Source organism: Streptococcus sp. 20925_1_69, from assembly GCF_041432365.1.
Classification (GTDB): domain Bacteria; phylum Bacillota; class Bacilli; order Lactobacillales; family Streptococcaceae; genus Streptococcus.
Window position 1 is genome coordinate 19,348 of record NZ_JAPVZL010000008.1, and the last position, 18,891, is coordinate 38,238.

Sequence of the window (18,891 nt, forward strand, 5' to 3'; positions counted from 1 at the left end):
AGTACAACCTGCGGCTAGCTTCCTAGTTTGCTCTTTGATTTTCATTGAGTATAAATGTATATCAATGTTCTTTGCTTTTCTTAACAAATGCAATGCAAAAAGAGCCTGTTGCCAAGCTCTTTAGTCTATTATTTCTTCTCAGCACGGAGGGCTGACAAGATTTGTGTACGAATATCATCCACACCATTTGGCGTATTTGGTAAAAAGATGGTTTGATTGCCTTTTGCAGCAAAAGTATTCAAAGTATCCAAATACTGGTTGGTCAAGAGGATGGACATGATTTGTTCTTCTGTCATACCAACATTGGCTTCCTTGAGTTCTGTGATAGACTCTGCCAATCCATCCACAATCGCCTTACGCTGTTGGGCAATCCCCACACCATGAAGGCGGTCTTTTTCTGCTTCGGCTTCAGCTGCAGTGACGATTTTAATCTTATCGGCTTCCGCCAATTCTTGCGCTGCGACCCGCTTACGTTGCGCCGCATTGATTTCATTCATGGATTGCTTAACTTCTGCATCAGGTTCGACCTTGGTAATCAAGGTTTTCACGATAATATAACCGTAAGTTGTCATTTCTTCCGCTACTTGGTGTTGAACCTCAAGGGCAATCTCATCTTTTTTCTCAAACAATTCGTCCAAGGTTAATTTGGGAACGGAAGAGCGAAGAGCATCTTCGATATAAGATTTAATCTGAGATTCTGGACGCATGAGTTTATAGTAGGCATCTGTTACGCTCTGCTCATTGACACGGTACTGGGTCGCTACATTCATCATAACGAACACATTGTCCTTGGTCTTGGTCTCAACCACAATATCGCTTTGCAACAAGCGCAACTGAATCCGCGCTGCAATCGAGTCAATTCCAAAAGGCAAGCGAATATGAATACCGCTATTGGCAACCTTTTGATATTTCCCAAAGCGTTCAATAATCGCCACCGACTGCTGACGAACCACATAAACTGTACTCAGTGTGACTATCACCAATAGGAGCACACAAACCACCACAAAAATCATCAAAAATGTTGCCATTATCGTGACCTCCATTATTATTTTTCCTGTATTATAGCACATTTAAAGAAGGCTGTGTAATTTTTACTGCGATTTTTCCTGAAATGTCAATAATTAGAGGTGAAACCACATTTCAAGTTAGTAATCGCTTTTTTTCATTACATTATCTTCTATAGAATCTTCATCCATATTCAGAGAATAACTTGCCTTAACTTTTCCCTCGTGCTATACTATTTATTGAAATGAATGAATGAATAGGAGATATTTCATGAAAACAGCAAAAACTACTGTTACAATCCTTTCTACACTTGCTTCTGTCGCCTTATTGGCTAGTTGTGCAACAAAGTCCACAGAAACACAGACAAGCAATAATAGCTCATCTGATAATCAAATTACAATGACATATGACCAACTACGGTCAAGAGAAAACACTATGTCAACCCTTTGGTACCAAAAATCAGCTGAAACTAAAGCTTTATACATACAGGGTTATAACGTTGCAACAAATCACCTAAAGGAATTGCTCAAAACAGAATCAGACAAACCTTACTCTATCGTTTTAGACTTGGATGAAACTGTCCTAGATAATAGCCCTTATCAAGTACAAAATGTCAAAGACGGTACAGCATTCACACCCGAAAATTGGGATGTTTGGGTTCAAAAAGCTTCAGCAAAAGCCGTCCCAGGTGCCAAAGATTTTCTTCAGTTTGCCGATCAAAACGGTGTCCAAATCTACTATATTTCTGACCGCTCAGCTAATCAAGTAGATGCTACTATTAAAAATCTTGAAAGTGAAGGAATTCCTGTTCAAGGACGTGATCATCTCATGTTCTTAGAAAGTGGTGTAAAATCCAAAGAAGGTCGTCGCCAAAAAGTTCAAGAAAAAACAAATCTTATCTTATTGTTTGGTGATAACCTCGTAGACTTTGCAGATTTTTCTAAGACTTCTGAATCTGACCGTGATAAACAACTTGAAGAATTGCAAAAAGAATTCGGTGAAAAATTCATCATCTTCCCAAATCCAATGTACGGATCATGGGAATCAGCTGTATACGGTGGTAACAAACTAGATGCTAAAGGTCAAGTAGAAGAACGCCAAAAAGCCTTGCAAGGTTTTGATAAATAAAACAAATAAGCTGATTCTACATAAGATAAAGTTAGCTTACAATCTTCAAAAAGTGGATAGGAAGGAATTCTGATAATCAGAAAACTTTCCTATCCACTTTTATAATTGATATAACATCAAGCTTTTATACATCTGATACTATACGTTTTTTGATTTTAAAGACTTTGTCGCCTAGACCCTGTATTTCAAGCATTAAGTGAGGTTGATGAGCTAAATTTATTGTGGTATACTATTTTTGTCATCGGTTACCGATTACGTTCCTTACGGTTCGTGAGAGCCTTATCATAGAGCTCGTTCTTACTATTATAGCAGACGTCTTCGCAGGAATTATCTTGTATTTCGTTTGCAAATGGCTAGATGGTAAGAAGCAGACCGAGTGACTAGCCTATCAACACCCGTTAAATCTCCAAGATACGTCAAAAAAGCCCTTAACTACTGGCATAGTTAGGGGCTTTGGTGTTCTAATGAACCTTGCCTATCGAGTTTATTCTAACATACAGGTCCAGATATTTCAAGAGCTTTATTTATTTTTTACAGTTCTGGAAAGGTCTATAATGAAGTTAGCCATCTAATATCTAAAAACCGACTAGCTCCTATGAACTAGTCGATTTCTCATCAATGCGCCAACATTTCTTGGGCGATTTCTTGGCCAGATAGGTTATCTGGATAGTAGGTTGGCCAGTTATCCATTTCTTCAAAGAAGGCTTCTTGGCTTGTGCCTCCAAAGAAGATATGGAAATGTTCTGCCTTAACTGGGGCGATATTGTGGTCGCTAAACTGAACATACTTGAACTGTCCAGCATCCGCATCTGTGGCTTCAAAAAGGAAGCGCACGCCACGATTACCTTTCTTGTAAGTCAAAATTTTCTTACCCACATACTTGTAAGTGTATTTCTTGCTTTGTCCACCTTGAACAAATTCCATAGTGTTATCAGTAATGTTAATCTTAGTCACATCTGTCTGGTAGCCTTTTGTATAGTAAGCCTTGTACTCAGCCTGAGTCATCTTACCTGTCAACTTAGCCTTGTAGTCAAAGACCTGATCCAAAGTTCCATCTTCAAGGAAAGGATAAACTGATTGCCAGCTACCTGCATAGTCACTCAAGGTGCGATCCTTGACATCTGCATCCTCAAAGTAACCATTTTGGACTGTCTTGGTATCCTCTGCCTTTTCAGGCTCGATTGCTGGGCCTTCTTGGTCTGTTGTTTGTTTTAGAGCCTTGAGATTTTTCTCCATCACGGAAATATAGTTTTCACCAGCCTTGGTGTCCTCTTCTGTCAGACTTTCCAAAGGATTGAGGACATCTGTTTTGACACCTGCCTCTTTTGAAAGTGTATTAGCAAGGGCTTGTGAAGCATTTTCCTCAAAGTAGATATAAGCAATTTTATTTTTCTTGACGTACTCTGTCAATTCTGCCAGACGTGCAGCTGATGGCTCTGCATCTGGAGAAAGTCCTGAGATAGCGACTTGTTTGAGCCCATAGTCTAAAGCGAGATAGTTAAAGGCTGCGTGTTGCGTTACAAAGCTCTTTTGTTTGGCTTGAGACAAGCCTTCTGCATAAGCCTTATCCAAGGCTTGTAATTTTTCGATATAGGCAGATGCGTTCTTTTCAAAGGTCTCTTTTTTATCAGGATAATCTGCTGACAAGCTATCACGGATGTGCTCTACAAGTTTAATGGCACGAACTGGTGATAACCAAACATGGGGATCGTACTCATGGTGATGGCCTTCTTCTCCATGGTCATTATCTCCCTCTTCTTCCTCGCTACCTGGTAAAAGCAACATATCGCCTGTCGCCTTGATGGTTTTGACCTTTTTCTTATCCAAAGTATCTAGCAATTTAGGTACCCATGTTTCCATGTTTTCATTTTCATAAACGAAGGTATCTGCATCTTGGATTTTAGCAACCGCCTTGGCAGATGGTTCATATTCATGGGGTTCTGTACCAGCACCGATTAGGAGTTCTACATTAGCCGTATCTCCTGCGACTTGCTTGGTAAATTCATAGACAGGATAAAAGGTTGTCACGATATTTAATTTGCCATCTGCTTGCTTTTGATTGGAACAAGCCACTAAAAACAAGGCACATAGACTGGCTAGCAATAAGCTAATTTTTTTCATGTTCGTCTCCTATTTGATAAAACGTCTTACTAAACTGATGAGTAAAAAGACAGTTACAAAAATAATGGTAATACTTGCACTTGCAGGTGTTTCTGCATAGTAGGAAATGTAAAGCCCTGCTACCATTCCCAAAAATCCAATAGCACTGGCAAGCAACATGACCGATTTAAAGTTTTTCCCCAGACGCAGGGCAATACTAGCTGGCAAGACCATAATGGTCGATACCAGAAGAGCTCCTGCTGCTGGAATCATAAGGGCAATGGCCACCCCCGTCACCATGTTAAAAAGAATGGACATGGTACGAACTGGCAAGCCATCCACAAAGGCCGTATCCTCATCAAAGGTCAAAATGTACATCGGACGAAGGAAGAGGAAGGTCAAAATCAAAACAACCGCCGCAATGACAAAGAGGGAAATAACCTGCTCTTCACTGATAGTCACGATTGAACCAAAAAGATACTGGTCCAAACTCATAGAACTAGAACTTTTGCCCTTGCTCATGACAATCAGAGAAACAGCCAGTCCTGTTGACATGAGGATAGCTGTCCCGATTTCCATAAAGCTCTTGTAAACCGTACGGAGATACTCCAGAAAGACCGCCGCAATCAAGACAATAGCAATAGTTGAAATAGTCGGAGAAATCCCTAGGACCAGACCAAAAGCTACACCCGAAAGCGAGACGTGACTGAGGGTATCACTCATCAAACTCTGACGGCGCAAGATAAGGAAGGTTCCCAATACTGGCGAGAAAAGACTCATAGCAATAACCGCCAGAAAGGCACGCTGCATAAAGTCATAAGATAACAAACTAAGCATGGCCCACCTCCTGATCATTCTCATGAACGTTGAAACAACGCCATGGCGAGTCTTGGTTACGGACTAGATGAATATTGCGGTCCGCATAGTCCTTAACTTCTTCAGGGTCATGGGTAATCATCAAAACAGCCTTGCCATGATGATGGGCGCTGTGGTGCATGAGTTCGTAAAATTCATTTTTACTTCCTGCATCCATCCCCGTTGTCGGCTCATCTAGGATAAATACATCTGGGTCAGAGGCAAACATACGCGCGATCACCGCTCGCTGCTTTTGTCCTCCAGATAGAGACCCCAAGCGTTTGTCTCGATGTTCCCACATACCAACTGAGTCCAAACTAGCCTTGATATGCTCCTCATCATGAGCATTCAAGCGACGGAACCAGCCCTTTCGCGGATAACGACCCGACTTGACAAATTCATAAACCGTACTTGGAAAACCTGCATTAAAACTGGCAATCTGTTGAGGAAGGTAGGCTATTCTCAATTTCTTACCCTGCGTATTTGTCTTTGAAATGGTTACCTTACCAATGCGTGGTTGGAGAATTCCAAGACTGGCCTTGATGAGTGTCGTTTTAGCCGCTCCATTTTCCCCAGTCAAGGTAACAAATTCCCCACTATCAACACTATAATTGATATGTTCAAGAACGGGCTCCTTATCATAATAGAAGGATAAATCCTCTACCGTAATATATCTCATTATTTGATTTCTCCTACTAAAGCAGTCAAGAACCGCTGAATCACTTTTTGTTCATTTGGAGTAAACTGAGTCGCCACTTGTTCATAGGTTAAAAGCGTATGCTCATGGTGATGATGGTGCTCCTCAGCAATTGGACGAGCCAAGTCAGTCAATTGATAAAAAATCACACGCGCATCTTTAGGATCTTTAGATGTTTCCAACATTCCTTCCTTGACCAAAGACTTAATAGCCTTGGTAACTGCCGCCTGACTGACATTGAGACGACGAGCCAACTCTGAATTTGTTAAAGATTCCTCTGATAAAAGCATGAGGATATGCTCCTGGGTATTGGTCAGGGCCACCTCGCTAGTACAATGACCTATTAGGATTTCATGCTGATTTTCTGCCTGCAAAATCACCTCATTCAAAAAGCCATCGATATCCTTCGCTAGCTGTCTCATATCTGACTCCTTTCCTTTTAGACTTCTCTTTTTTAAGAGAAAAATACTATTATTTGACATTTTGTTTACCAGTTAATTATATCACAAGCAAAAAAAGAGTCAAGAAAAAACGTGAAAACTAGTTTCATTCTTGAACTCTTCTATATTATCTATTGAAATTCTTTGTCATCTCCATCATAAGTCGCCCAATCTTTGCTGAAAAAGCGCTCATTCAGATGGTAAGTCGGAGCTGGTGTGGGATTGGATAGGAAAGGATCAACTGCCTTGTCAAAAGCCAACCAGCCCAACCAACCAAGGTGAATGGTGTCCTTCATAAAGAAAGGCTCCCTGCCGTCCTTAGAAAAATCTGCTATATTGTTAAACCCTTGACTTTCTAACTGGTAACGAATCTTCTGCACCGTTTGTTGGTACATATCCTCTCGTAAACCAGCGTAGTCCATCCATTTTTTATTAACAGGTGGAATGATAAAAATCGGGTTGACCTTAGATTTAGAAAACTGTGTTAAAACCAACTGCAAGTCATTATATTCTGGCGACTTGAGATAGGTAAAGCTTTTCTGAGAGTCCTTTAATTTCTTCAAATCCTTCTTAATCTGCGTATTATAGAAATAATTTTCCATTCCCAGATCATTATTGGAAGTATTCTTTTCAGCATCTGCTTTAACGACATCTTCTATAGCTTGATAAGAAAACTGGTCTGGCAAGGTCTTTAAATACTTAACTACATGCTTATCGTAGTTGACATAGCCTCTAACCGAAAACTGACCAAAAAAGGAGGCTTGGCGTTCATTAAACCGAGCCAATAATTCAATCATTTCATTGTCTGCTGTCGACAATTCTTCTTTACTTGCCAACTTCTGAACCAAATCCTTCATAGCTACGTTGGGAAACTGCTGTAGTAAGCGAGTCGCCGCATATTGGCTAGCCTGATCTCCAGATTGATGTTCCAGAAAACTGGTCAACTGGTCTCCATTAAAATACTGCTGAAAAGCTGCTGGCTCATAGCCATTTTTACTGAACCACTGAGGTGAGATAACATACACAACTTGTTTATTCTCCAGTTGTGGCAACATCTGTTGCATTCCAAAATACTGGTTAAGCGATGCAGCTCCCCTCTGTCCTAAAAGATAAGGACGGTAGGAGCGATTGTATTTCTCAGCTAATACCGCAGGATGAGCACCGTCAAAACGAAGCCATTCACTAGAGCCAAAGAAGGGAACAAAACGCATATTTGGATCAGATAGTGCTCTGACTTTTTGACTTCGCTCCTTAAAACTATCGATAGTAGTAGCCACCGCTGAACGCTTTTCAGCTCCTAGATTATGATGCATCTCAGTAGGATAAAAGAAAATGAGCAGAAAAACCAACAAACCAGCTATCAAGACCGGTCCGAAGATCATCCATAAGCGTTTAAGCATTTTGTAGCTCCACAATACCAGCTATGATTTTATTAGCTGTATTCCAGTCATCGCGACCAAACTCTGTTACAGGGACACGAATGTCAAAACGGTTCTCAATCTCCACAATTAATTCAACCGTTCCCATACTATCCAAGACACCTGCATCAAAAAGATCTTCATCCATCATGTCAGAAACATCTTCCATAAACAACTCATCAATAATTTCGATAACTTCTGATTTGATATCCATATTTTATTTCCTTTTATTTTTTAAACCATAAATCATTCAAAAATCCAGAAAAGATTAAGAATGACAGCATGACGACATGGAAGGTGACAACCATGCCAAGCAACTGAATCCAGCGATTCTCAGGTAGGGAAGCCTTCCCTGCTTTTTTCCGTTCCTTATTGAGCGTTTTTTTCTTGCGAATCCAGGCATCATTGATCACCAAGCCCAGTCCATGAAAGAGTCCATAGGCGATGTAGTACCAAGTCACTCCATGCCAAAATCCCATGATTAGCATATTGACAACGTAGGCCACACTTGAGGTTACATTGCGATTTTTAAAGACCTTCTTTCTGGTCAATACCATGACCATTCGCATAAAGACAAAGTCACGGAACCATAAAGAGAGACTCATATGCCAACGATTCCAAAATTCCTTTAAATCCCTTGATAAAAAAGGTTTGTTAAAGTTGATAGGGCTACGAATTCCCATCAAATTTGAAACGGCTAAGGCAAACATAGAGTAACCTGCAAAGTCAAAGAAGAGCTCCAGACCAAAGGTATACATGACTGCCAAGGCATAGAGATTAAAGAAGCCACCTGACTGCAAGGCTAGATTCTTCAGAGGAGGCAACAAGGTCTCTCCTAAAACATGAGCTAGGATAAACTTATACAAAAAGCCCCACATGATATAGCGAACAGATTCATCCAGCATATCCATCAACTCATCTCGCTCAGGAATGGTCTGGTAATTTTCATTAAATCGCTTAAAGCGATCGATTGGACCACTTGAAAAAGTCGGCATGAAGAGAAGGAAACGAAGGAATTCCCAGAGGGTAAAATCCTTAATCACTCCATCTCTCAGCTCGATGATAATCCCAACCGAACGAAAAGTCAGGTAAGAAATTCCTAAAAATCCAAGCAAAGACTGCGTTCCATTGATAGCTGGTTGCACCTTGACAAAGATAATCGGAAGGAGGGACAGAAAACTAACTAGGTAGAAGACCCACTTGCCATCCTTACTTTTTCGATAGTGCTTGTAGAATAGCAAGAGCAATATTTCCCAGCACAGATAAATACCCAAGGCAGCTAATTGATTGGTCTTCCCACCTACCAACATGGTGACGATAAAGAAGAGACTAACCAGTACTTCATACCAGGCAAAGCGTTTCTTGAAAAAGAGACCGATAAAGATGGGCAAGGTTGCAGCAATCACATAGACAAAATACTGAGGATTCCCATATGGCTCTAAATGAGGAAGCTGTTGAAAGAACTCCATCATCTCTTGTTCACCTCGTTGATCAATCCTTTGATGTCAATCTTTCCATTTGGAGTCAGTGGCAAACTGTCTCGGTAAAGGAATTTAGACGGCATCATGTAGGACATCATGATGTCTGTCAAATCTTCCTTGATGGCCTTAGTAATATCGATATCACGCTCAAACTGCTCACGAACACCGTCTTTCAATATGACATAAGCCAATAGATTTTGCACCTTGTGGTCCTTGTTATAACGCGGTACTGCGACAGCAGACTCGATATAGCGAGACTTATTAAGATTTTGAGAGACATCTTCTAACTCAATGCGGTAACCGTTGAACTTAATTTGGAAGTCCATGCGTCCGCCGTAGAGAAGCAAGCCTTCATCTGTCATGGTTCCCACATCGCCTGTGTGATAGGCTGGCAGTCCTTCAAACTCAAAGAAGGCTTCCGCTGTTTTTTCAGGATTGTTCATATATCCTTTTGAAACAGCTGGCCCAGAAACAATGATTTCTCCCTGTTCGCCATTTGGCAATTTATTGCCGTCCTCGTCAATGATAAAGGTTGGAGAATCAGCCTTGGTATAGCCGATTGGTAGACGTTTGAGAGTCGCTAGCATCTCATCTGTCACGGCAACTGCTGACAGGGCCACTGTCGCTTCTGTTGGACCGTAAGCATTGATAATACGGGCATTTGGGAAACGCTCGCGCAGTTTTTGAGCTGTTTTGACCGTCAATTCTTCACCATCAAAGTAGAAATGCGTGATGTCAGGCATTTTCTCACTATTAAAGTCTTCAGACAACATGGCCATATCTGCAAAAGAAGGGGTTGATGTCCAGATAGCGATTGGCAATGAAAAGATGGTCGCAAAGAGTTGCTTAAAGTCCTGAGTGATGGCTGAAGGAAGAGCAAAAAGCGTACCACCTAATGCCAAGGTTGGCGCCCAGTACATGACGGACAGGTCAAATGAATAAGGTGGCTGAGCCAGCATTTGCGGACGACTTGGCGTCGCAAATTCCTTGTCCGTAATCATCCAGTTGGTAAAGCTGAGGAGGTTATCATGTGAAATCTGCACTCCCTTAGGCTTACCAGTCGTACCAGAAGTAAAGATAATGTAGTAGTTATCATCGCCCTTGACTGGATGCGTGATCTCATAGCTAGTCCCTTGAGCAAAGGCTTCTTGAACCTGAGCTAAAGTCATCATTGGCGTAGAAATCTGCTCCAATGGAAAATCTGAGATGGCAATAATCAAGCTTGGCTCTGCTACTTCTAAAATAGCCGAAACTCTCTCCAAGGCCGAATGGCTATCAATCGGAATGTAGGCATGACCTGACTTAGTCAGTGCTACAAATGTTGCCAACATTTCATATTCTTGGCCACCAAAAACGACCACAGGAGACTTCTCAGGCAAGCCTAGTTGGTCAATGGCTGCAGCCAAACTATCCGAATCAGCCTTCAAATCGCCATAAGTGTGTTCCTGCCCCAAAACATTGTAAACAGGATAGCTAGGCTGTGTCTGAGCAAAATGCTCAATGGTTTCAATCATATCTGCTATTGGTTTATTTGACACAATAGGGATTCTCCTTCAAGTTAAAATTCATTATAGATAAAGCTTCCTTGACCCTGACCAAGATAGCTAAAGAAGTAAAGCAGCCCTAGAAAGATAAGAAAATACAAGGCTGTCCGACCAAGAAAGAGGTACAATTCTTTTCTCTGTTTCATCAAGAAAAACCATTCATTTCTGTAATTTTTCGCTAAAATAAGAGTGATTCTTACTAGCTTATTTTTCTACCATTGTACCACTTTATATAGTATTTTTTCAATTGTTTACCATATGTTTTCAGTAGATTTCAGTTTATTTTAAGAATTATGCGGTTTTTCTATGTATATTTCAAAAGAAAAAAGCCTGAGATGTTCATCTCAAGCTCTATCAGAATAATTATTTTCTAGATTAGAAAAGCGAGAACACAAGAACGGCTAATGCTGCACCGATAACAGGTCCTACAACTGGAATCCAAGCATAAGACCAGTCTCCGTCTCCTTTGTTTGGAATTGGCAAGATACTGTGCATGATACGAGGTCCAAGGTCACGCGCAGGGTTCAAGGCATAACCTGTTGTCCCACCTAGTGAAAGACCGATACCGACAATCAAAGTCCCCACTGCGAAGGTTCCGATACCTGCCTGAAAATCATAAAGTCCCAAAGCAAAGATTGTCAACACCAAAACAAAGGTTCCAAGGATTTCACTAATCAAGTTTGATACAGTATCTTTGATAGCTGGTCCTGTGCTGAAAGTAGCCAAAATATTTCCTGCATTATCTTCTGCCTCATAGTGAGGTTTGAATTGCAACCAAACCAAAATCTGACCCAGCATAGCCCCTGCGAACTGGGCTAATATATAAGGGAATACTGATGCCCAAGGTAAGTCACCTTTTAGGGCCACACCGATGGTCACAGCTGGGTTTAAATGAGCTGGACTGAGCTTGCCAGATACAAATACTGCAACCGCAACTGCAATCCCCCAACCCATAGTAATCACAATCCAACCTGCATTGTTGCTCTTGGTTTTAGGAAGAACCACACCTGCTACAACACCATTTCCTAGAAGAATCAGGATTAAAGTCCCCAAAAATTCTCCAAATAATTCATTCATCATCTTTCTGTCTCCATTAAAAAGAAGGAGTGGGCGACAAGGAATGCTGCCCTCCACCTCTTTTCCTTTTTCTTAATTTTTTAATTCTGCTAAATCATTGTTAGCAAGAGCTGCTTCGACATCCGCACGGTAGCCTGCTTTTTCATCTTCTGACCAGTCATAGAATCGTCCCATTTCATCCAAAACTGGCTCAACGATGCTATCCAAACTATCACGCATAAAGAGCATATGGTTGGTACGGCGAAGGAGGAAGTCAACTGGGCTAAGAGCCAACTCATTGCGCATTGCATAGTGAAGTGACAAGGTGTCTGCCAAGCTGAGTCCTGGTGCTTGTTCCAAGCTGTGAGCAAGGGCAAAGACCTTCGGTGCATTTGAACCGTAAAGATTTGCCAGATAGTGAGCTTCCTTGCTATCCAAACCACGTGACACTCCAAGTTGCGCAAAGGCTTCGATTTCTGAGTCTACATTTGCTGGGTTCAATTCTCCACCTGAAACAGGGTAAGTCTTAGAGTTGATGAGTTTAAAGCTACGGTCAAATTCTGCTTTGAGGATGTCAACCACGCGCTCCATAGCTCCTTCAGCCATCTTACGGTAATCTGTGATTTTACCACCAGCAAGGGTCAAGAGACCATTATCATCTCGGTCCAAGCTAGAACCGCGAGAAACTGCAGATGGGTCCAAATGTTTCTCAGAGGTACTGCTTTCAAGCTTGCTGACAGCAGACTCAACATCTTCACGCGTTTTTTCTTTAGAGAGATAAGATTCAACAGTCGCAATCAAGTTGTTAAAGCTTTCATCACTGATTGTACCGTTATTTCCTCCATTGTAGTCAGAAGCGCTATTGCCTGCGATCAATGGACGAAGACCTGCCCAGCTACTTTCGATATCATCAATGGTAATGTTTGCTTCTGGGAAGCGGTTGTTGACAATACCAAGTAGATAATCCACATCTTCTTGAGTCACTTTTGGATGTTCTAAATCGCCTGTGTAGTCTGTATCAGTTGTACCAAAGTAGGTCTTGTTTTCACGTGGGAGAACAAAGACCATACGGCCATCACCCAAACCTGTGTCAAAGTAAACTGGCTGTGAAACCTTGAGCTTGCTTGAATCCACTACCAAGTGAACTCCCTTAGTTGGACGCATTTGTGAGAATTGGGTTCCCTTATTAGACAAATTGCGTACTTTGTCGCTCCAAGGACCTGTTGTGTTAATAACCAGACGGGCCTTGATTTCAAAGACTTGGTCTGTCAAGAGATCACGAGCTACAACACCTGTAATCTTGCCACTTTCGTCAAAGAGGAAGCCTTCTGCCTTCACGTGGTTAGCAATGAGAGCACCGTCTTGGTTGGCACGTTTGATGTTTTCAATCACGAGACGTGCATCGTTGTTACGGAAGTCAAGGTAAACCCCACCTCCTACCAAACCTTCTTTCTTCAAGTTTGGCTGACGTTCCAAGACTTCTTCCTTGCTCAAAACCTTGTTTGCAGCTGGTGTGTTGTTAACTCCTGCCAAAAGGTCGTACAAATCCATGGCTACTTTGAGACGGAAGAGGCTAAAGGTCGCTCCATCTTCATCGTAAACTGGCAAGAGCATTGGGTCCGGTTTTGGAATGTGTGGTGCGATTTGTTGAACCACTGCACGTTCAGAAACCGTATCTGATACCACTTCTACATCAAATTGCTTAAGGTAACGTAGTCCTCCGTGAACCAATTTTGTTGAACGGCTGGATGTTCCTTCTGCGAAGTCCTGCATTTCAATCAAACCAGTATCTAGACCACTAGCTGCTGCCTGTAAAGCTACACCAGCCCCTGTGATTCCTCCACCGATAATCAAGAGGTCCAGGGTACGTTCCTGCATTTTTTTTATTGATAATTCACGTGTTTTCTTTGAAAATTCCATATTTACACACTTTCTAACTGAGTCGCTTTATTCTTCCAGTATTATACTCTTCGAAAATCAAATTCAAACCACGTCAGCGTTGCCTTACCGTACTCAAGTACAGCTTGCGGCTAGCTTCCTAGTTTGCTCTTTGATTTTCATTGAGTATTAGTCGTCTACTTCCGCAAAGACTTGGGTTGCTTTCACAGCTTTCTTCCAGCCCTTGTAGAGTTGTTCCTTGCGAGATTCGTTCATAGATGGCTCAAAGAGTTCTCCTGTCTCGTTCAAGAGTTTCAACTCATCCAAGTCTTTCCAGTAACCTACTGACAAACCTGCTAGGAAGGCTGCTCCTAGAGCTGTTGTTTCCAAGTTTTTGGCGCGTGCAATATCGATTCCCAAAATATCAGCTTGGAACTGCATGAGGAAGTTATTCATAGCTGCACCACCGTCTACTTTCAAGACTTGGATAGCTGTTTGAGAATCCACCTGCATCGTATCGATAATATCACGCACTTGATAAGCAATAGATTGAAGAGTTGCCTTGATAAAGTCTTCCTTACTTGTTCCACGAGTCAAACCAAAGACAGAACCGCGAGCATTTTGGTTCCAGTATGGTGCTCCTAGTCCTGTAAAGGCTGGAACTACATAAACTTCATCATCATTGTGAGAATCACGAGCGTATTTTTCAGATTCTGGTGAATTTTCAACCATGCGAAGACCATCACGAAGCCACTGAATAGCACTTCCTGCGATGAAGATAGAACCTTCCAAGGCATAGTAAACCTTGCCGTTGATTCCATAACCAATCGTTGTCAAAAGATTGTTCTCAGACAACTGCATCTCTTCACCAGTGTTCATGATGATGAAAGATCCTGTTCCATAAGTATTCTTGACCATACCTGGTTCAAAGGCCAACTGTCCAAATAGGGCTGCTTGTTGGTCCCCAGCCATACCTGAGATTGGCACTTGTCCACCGTAGAAATGGAATGGAGCTGTCTTACCATAGATTTCAGAGTTAGAACGAACTTCCGGAAGCATAGCCTTAGGAATGTTGAGAATTTCCAAAATCTCATCATCCCATTTGAGTTCTTTAATGTTATAAAGCATGGTACGGGCTGCATTTGAGTAGTCCGTCACGTGAGCCGCACCGTCAGTCAATTTCCAAACCAACCAAGTATCAATGGTACCAAAGAGCAACTCTCCCTTTTCTGCTCGCTCTTGAGCACCTTCAACATGGTCCAAAATCCAACGAACCTTAGTTGCTGAGAAGTAAGCATCAATGATCAAACCAGTCTTTTCATGGAATTTTTCCACATAACCTTGGCTTTTTAGTTGTTCAGCCAAAGGTGCTGTCTGACGAGATTGCCAAACGATGGCATTGTAGATTGGCAGTCCTGTTTTCTTATCCCAGACGACCGTTGTTTCACGCTGGTTGGTAATCCCGATTGCTTCGATTTGGTTTGGCTTGACACCACTTTCGATGAAAGCACCCGCGATAACTGACTGAACAGAGTTCCAAATTTCATTAGCATTGTGCTCAACCCAACCTGCTTGAGGAAAAATCTGAGTAAACTCTTTTTGACTCGAGCTAACTTTTTCTCCTTTTTTATTAAAGATAATGGCACGAGAACTTGTTGTTCCCTGGTCAATAGCCATGATGTATTTTTCTTGTGACATGTGATGTCCTCCTCATAATGATCTTGAGGATGTCTCCTCTTTACAGTAACTAGTATACAAAATAAAGCGCTTTCTTGTTCATCAACTTTTTTTAATTTTTAAAAAAACATGAGGAGATTGTGCGAATTTCACAAAAAGGCCTGGAACAACCAAGCCTTTTAAGTGAATAATAATTGACGAATCGCTGCCAAATCCTCCATATCCAAATCATTTTTTAAATAATAGACTGGTGTTTGTTCCTTCTTATGAATCGGGTTATTGGTAACCAGCAGATCATAATGCCGACTAGGATCATAGGCTTCAATGGTAATAAAACGATTATATTCCAAATACCGTTTCAAAATGGCTGCCATCCTTGAAAAGACAAGAAAACCAGATGTCAAATCCAGACCAATCCGCATATGCTGACCACCATTTTCAGCCATATATTCTATCAACTGGAGCCATTCCCAGAGAATTTTCTTATCTAGATCTGTCCCCTGCTGAAAGGCAGGTAAAGCATGAAAAATCTCCGCCGCCGTCTCCTTAAAATCATGTTCCATCAGCAAATAAGGATGACGATTCCCTAACTGGTACTTATAGCGGTCCTGTAAAATATAGCCCTTATAGAGATAGACTTGAGCACAAAGCTGGCTGAGTTCATAGGTGACATGGTCCTCTGTATAGTCCCCCAATAGTTCCTTCTTCTTCATTTCTTGAATCAATTGCGTCAGCAAATCTGCCAACTGTCCTCCAAAACCAAGGATATACTCCATAGTATGAAGAGGAAGAATGCGATGAGATAGGAGGAAAGAGAAGAATATCATCATCTCCCCATCCTCAGTTCCTAGAGGAAGGTGTTGCCCGGCAAAAAAGGAAGGAGCCTTTCGATGCAAACGAAGATAGAAAATATTGTCAAAATACCCTCGCATTTTCTCTTCTATCACTTGGAACTGACAGGCATTAACCCGAAGACGTTGTTGACTGATATGAGCCCAGAGAACCAAGTCTAACTTCTGCCCCGAAGACAAACTCGCACCGCAGATTTCTTCTAGTGTAGCAATTTCCTGCTTTCTCTCTGGTTTCTGCATGTGGCCTTCCCATTCCTGACTGGACCAGACCTTGCGGAAAAGACAGAAATAGAAATAGCGAATCTGATGCTCTGGACCTCGCCAACGTCCATTTTGGATGGATAAATCAAATTCTGACAAAATCTGATTTAAACCAGCTAAGTGGCGACCAAGCGTAGCCTCACTAATCATCAATTCTTGAGCCAGCTGATGGGCTAAAAACTGTTGGTGGTAGAGAAGATAGACCAAAATCTGATATTTAACAGCATTCTCCAAAAACAAGCTCCGAATATCTCTCCCCTTGGTAGCTGCACCGATCGACAGGCGCAGATTTTCATCTTCTAAGGAGATGTTCAGCTCTAAGCCACTATCCAAAGCCTTTTCATTAAGAAGGGTGACATATTTGGTTAGAGTTGCTTTTGAAAATCCTGTTTCCTCCATTACAGCCTTGACAGTCGTCTGAGACTCTTGTAATAGAAAGGAAAGGATTGAAAATTGGCCAGATTCGGCCTTTTCCATCAAATCTCCTAAATACATTTGTTACCCCTTTCATTTTCTACCTTAAGCATAGCATAAATCTTACAAATGCTGAAATAATCTGTTTCTCTTTTTATTTACCTGCTGATTTCCTGATCCATTATCCTGAAAATCAGCAAACACACGGCTCCCCCTTTGGGCTTTTTTATGCTAAAATAGTAGCTATGGATAAAATTATTAAAACTATATCAGAAAGCGGAGCCTTTCGTGCTTTTGTCCTTGACAGCACAGAAACCGTCCGTACTGCTCAAGAAAAACACCAAACCCAAGCTAGCTCAACTGTAGCGCTTGGTCGAACTCTTATCGCCAGCCAGATTCTCGCAGCCAATGAAAAAGGAAATACCAAACTTACAGTTAAGGTGCTGGGATCTAGCTCTCTAGGTGCTATCATCACCGTCGCTGATACCAAGGGGAACGTCAAAGGTTACGTTCAAAATCCAGGTGTTGACATCAAAAAGACTGCAACTGGTGAAGTCCTAGTCGGACCTTTTGTTGGAAATGGTCAATTCCTCGTTATCACAGACTACGGTACTGGAAATCCTTACAACTCTATGACTCCCCTCATCTCTGGGGAAATCGGTGAAGACCTTGCCTTTTACCTGACTGAAAGTCAACAGACCCCTTCAGCAGTCGGTCTCAATGTCCTTTTAGACGAGGAAGACAAGGTAAAAGTTGCAGGTGGTTTCCTAGTTCAAGTCTTGCCGGGAGCCAAGGAAGAAGAGATTGCTCGCTTTGAAAAACGCATCCAAGAAATGCCAGCTATCTCAACCCTTCTAGAAAGTGAAGACCATATCGAAGCCCTCCTCAAGGCAATCTACGGTGACGAGGCCTACAAGCGTCTTTCTGAAGAAGAAATCCGTTTCCAATGTGACTGTAGCCATGATCGCTTTATGAACGCTCTTGCTAGCCTTCCAAGTTCAGACTTACAGGAAATGAAAGAGGAAGACCACGGGGCAGAAATCACTTGTCAATTCTGCCAAACTACTTACAACTTTGATGAAAACGACCTGGAGGAACTCATTCGTGACAAATCTTAATACACCTTTTATGATTGGCAATGTTGAGATTCCCAATCGTACCGTTTTAGCGCCTATGGCTGGCGTGACCAACTCAGCCTTTCGTACCATTGCAAAGGAGCTCGGAGCTGGGCTCGTTGTCATGGAAATGGTATCTGACAAGGGAATCCAATACAACAACGAAAAAACCCTGCACATGCTTCATATCGATGAAGGCGAAAACCCAGTCTCTATCCAACTTTTTGGTAGCGATGAAGACAGCCTAGCACGCGCAGCAGAATTCATCCAAGAAAACACCAAAACCGATATCGTCGATATCAACATGGGCTGCCCAGTTAACAAAATCGTGAAGAACGAAGCTGGCGCTATGTGGCTCAAGGATCCAGACAAGATCTACTCTATCATCAATAAGGTCCAATCTGTCCTTGATATCCCCCTTACTGTCAAAATGCGCACCGGCTGGGCTGACCCGTCTCTGGCAGTAGAAAATGCCCTCGCTGCTGAAGCAGCAGGTGTTTCTGCCCTCGCTATGCATGGCCGTACTCGCGAGCAAATGTATACTGGCCACGCAGACCTTGAGACCCTTCACAAGGTCGCTCAAGCTTTGACAAAAATTCCATTCATCGCCAACGGTGACATCCGCACGGTCCAAGAAGCCAAACAACGCATCGAAGAAGTCGGTGCTGACGCAGTCATGATTGGTCGAGCTGCCATGGGAAATCCCTACCTCTTCAACCAAATCAACCACTACTTTGAAACAGGAGAAATCCTACCTGATTTGACCTTTGAAGACAAGATGAAAATTGCCTACGAACACTTGAAACGCTTGATTAACCTCAAAGGGGAAAATGTCGCAGTTCGTGAGTTTCGTGGACTTGCTCCTCACTACCTCCGTGGAACATCTGGCGCTGCCAAACTCCGTGGAGCTATTTCACAAGCCAGCACCCTAGCAGAGATTGAAGCACTCTTGCAGTTGGATAAGGCTTAAG

17 protein-coding genes are annotated in these 18,891 nt (G+C 42.1%); 3 read left to right on the forward strand and 14 right to left on the reverse strand.

The window, feature by feature from the left end:
- Positions 1–128: 128 nt before the first annotated feature.
- On the reverse strand, positions 129–1,013 hold the full coding sequence (locus tag O3601_RS06500) for an SPFH domain-containing protein (protein ID WP_025172052.1): 885 nt from the start codon (positions 1,011–1,013) through the stop codon (positions 129–131).
- 262 nt (positions 1,014–1,275) lie between these two features.
- Between O3601_RS06500 and O3601_RS06505 the strand changes: the two genes are divergently transcribed.
- A complete protein-coding gene (locus O3601_RS06505) occupies positions 1,276–2,133 on the forward strand; it encodes a 5'-nucleotidase, lipoprotein e(P4) family (RefSeq protein ID WP_371471878.1) in 858 nt (285 codons plus the stop codon).
- Between the two features lie 615 nt (positions 2,134–2,748).
- Here O3601_RS06505 and adcA read toward each other — a convergent pair.
- The 13 genes from adcA to O3601_RS06570 all read right to left on the reverse strand — a co-directional run bounded on the left by adcA (position 2,749) and on the right by O3601_RS06570 (position 16,886).
- A complete protein-coding gene (adcA, locus tag O3601_RS06510) occupies positions 2,749–4,254 on the reverse strand; it encodes a zinc ABC transporter substrate-binding lipoprotein AdcA (protein WP_371471880.1) in 1,506 nt (501 codons plus the stop codon).
- Positions 4,255–4,263: 9 nt separating this feature from the next.
- Positions 4,264–5,070: a metal ABC transporter permease gene (locus O3601_RS06515; RefSeq protein ID WP_000950030.1), complete on the reverse strand. Its 807-nt coding sequence runs from the start codon at positions 5,068–5,070 to the stop codon at positions 4,264–4,266.
- Positions 5,063–5,767 (reverse strand): metal ABC transporter ATP-binding protein, encoded by a 705-nt coding sequence (locus O3601_RS06520; RefSeq protein ID WP_001269496.1) that lies wholly within the window; start codon positions 5,765–5,767, stop codon positions 5,063–5,065. Before O3601_RS06520 ends, O3601_RS06515 begins: the two co-directional genes overlap by 8 nt.
- Positions 5,767–6,207, reverse strand: a complete 441-nt coding sequence (gene adcR / locus O3601_RS06525; protein ID WP_001249314.1) for a zinc-dependent transcriptional regulator AdcR — start codon at positions 6,205–6,207, stop codon at positions 5,767–5,769. The genes O3601_RS06520 and adcR overlap by 1 nt, the downstream gene beginning before the upstream one ends.
- 149 nt (positions 6,208–6,356) lie before the next feature.
- On the reverse strand, positions 6,357–7,625 hold the full coding sequence (gene dltD / locus O3601_RS06530) for a D-alanyl-lipoteichoic acid biosynthesis protein DltD (protein ID WP_371471882.1): 1,269 nt from the start codon (positions 7,623–7,625) through the stop codon (positions 6,357–6,359).
- A complete protein-coding gene (dltC, locus tag O3601_RS06535; RefSeq protein ID WP_000351967.1) occupies positions 7,618–7,857 on the reverse strand; it encodes a D-alanine--poly(phosphoribitol) ligase subunit DltC in 240 nt (79 codons plus the stop codon). The genes dltD and dltC overlap by 8 nt, the downstream gene beginning before the upstream one ends.
- Before the next feature lie 13 nt (positions 7,858–7,870).
- Positions 7,871–9,115 (reverse strand): D-alanyl-lipoteichoic acid biosynthesis protein DltB, encoded by a 1,245-nt coding sequence (dltB, locus tag O3601_RS06540; protein ID WP_261067980.1) that lies wholly within the window; start codon positions 9,113–9,115, stop codon positions 7,871–7,873.
- Positions 9,112–10,662: a D-alanine--poly(phosphoribitol) ligase subunit DltA gene (gene dltA / locus O3601_RS06545; protein ID WP_371471890.1), complete on the reverse strand. Its 1,551-nt coding sequence runs from the start codon at positions 10,660–10,662 to the stop codon at positions 9,112–9,114. The genes dltB and dltA overlap by 4 nt, the downstream gene beginning before the upstream one ends.
- A 20-nt stretch (positions 10,663–10,682) precedes the next feature.
- Positions 10,683–10,814 carry a teichoic acid D-Ala incorporation-associated protein DltX gene (locus O3601_RS06550; RefSeq protein ID WP_000813667.1) on the reverse strand — a complete coding sequence of 44 codons (132 nt, stop codon included), beginning with the start codon at positions 10,812–10,814 and terminating at the stop codon, positions 10,683–10,685.
- A 229-nt stretch (positions 10,815–11,043) separates the two neighbouring features.
- Positions 11,044–11,748: an MIP/aquaporin family protein gene (locus tag O3601_RS06555; RefSeq protein WP_371471892.1), complete on the reverse strand. Its 705-nt coding sequence runs from the start codon at positions 11,746–11,748 to the stop codon at positions 11,044–11,046.
- A gap of 69 nt (positions 11,749–11,817) precedes the next feature.
- Positions 11,818–13,644: a type 1 glycerol-3-phosphate oxidase gene (gene glpO, locus O3601_RS06560; protein WP_371471893.1), complete on the reverse strand. Its 1,827-nt coding sequence runs from the start codon at positions 13,642–13,644 to the stop codon at positions 11,818–11,820.
- Positions 13,645–13,791: 147 nt separating this feature from the next.
- On the reverse strand, positions 13,792–15,300 hold the full coding sequence (glpK, locus tag O3601_RS06565) for a glycerol kinase GlpK (RefSeq protein WP_261067984.1): 1,509 nt from the start codon (positions 15,298–15,300) through the stop codon (positions 13,792–13,794).
- Positions 15,301–15,458: 158 nt separating this feature from the next.
- The gene (locus O3601_RS06570; protein ID WP_371471895.1) at positions 15,459–16,886 is read right to left on the reverse strand and encodes a helix-turn-helix domain-containing protein; all 1,428 of its coding nucleotides are present in this window, start codon (positions 16,884–16,886) and stop codon (positions 15,459–15,461) included.
- 164 nt (positions 16,887–17,050) lie between these two features.
- On the opposite strand from O3601_RS06570, the gene hslO reads away from it, so the two are divergent.
- Together hslO and dusB are read left to right on the forward strand one after the other, a co-directional pair.
- Positions 17,051–17,923, forward strand: a complete 873-nt coding sequence (gene hslO / locus O3601_RS06575; protein ID WP_261067986.1) for an Hsp33 family molecular chaperone HslO — start codon at positions 17,051–17,053, stop codon at positions 17,921–17,923.
- The gene (dusB, locus tag O3601_RS06580) at positions 17,910–18,890 is read left to right on the forward strand and encodes a tRNA dihydrouridine synthase DusB (protein WP_000183308.1); all 981 of its coding nucleotides are present in this window, start codon (positions 17,910–17,912) and stop codon (positions 18,888–18,890) included. Before hslO ends, dusB begins: the two co-directional genes overlap by 14 nt.
- The last annotated feature ends 1 nt before the right edge of the window (position 18,891 follow it).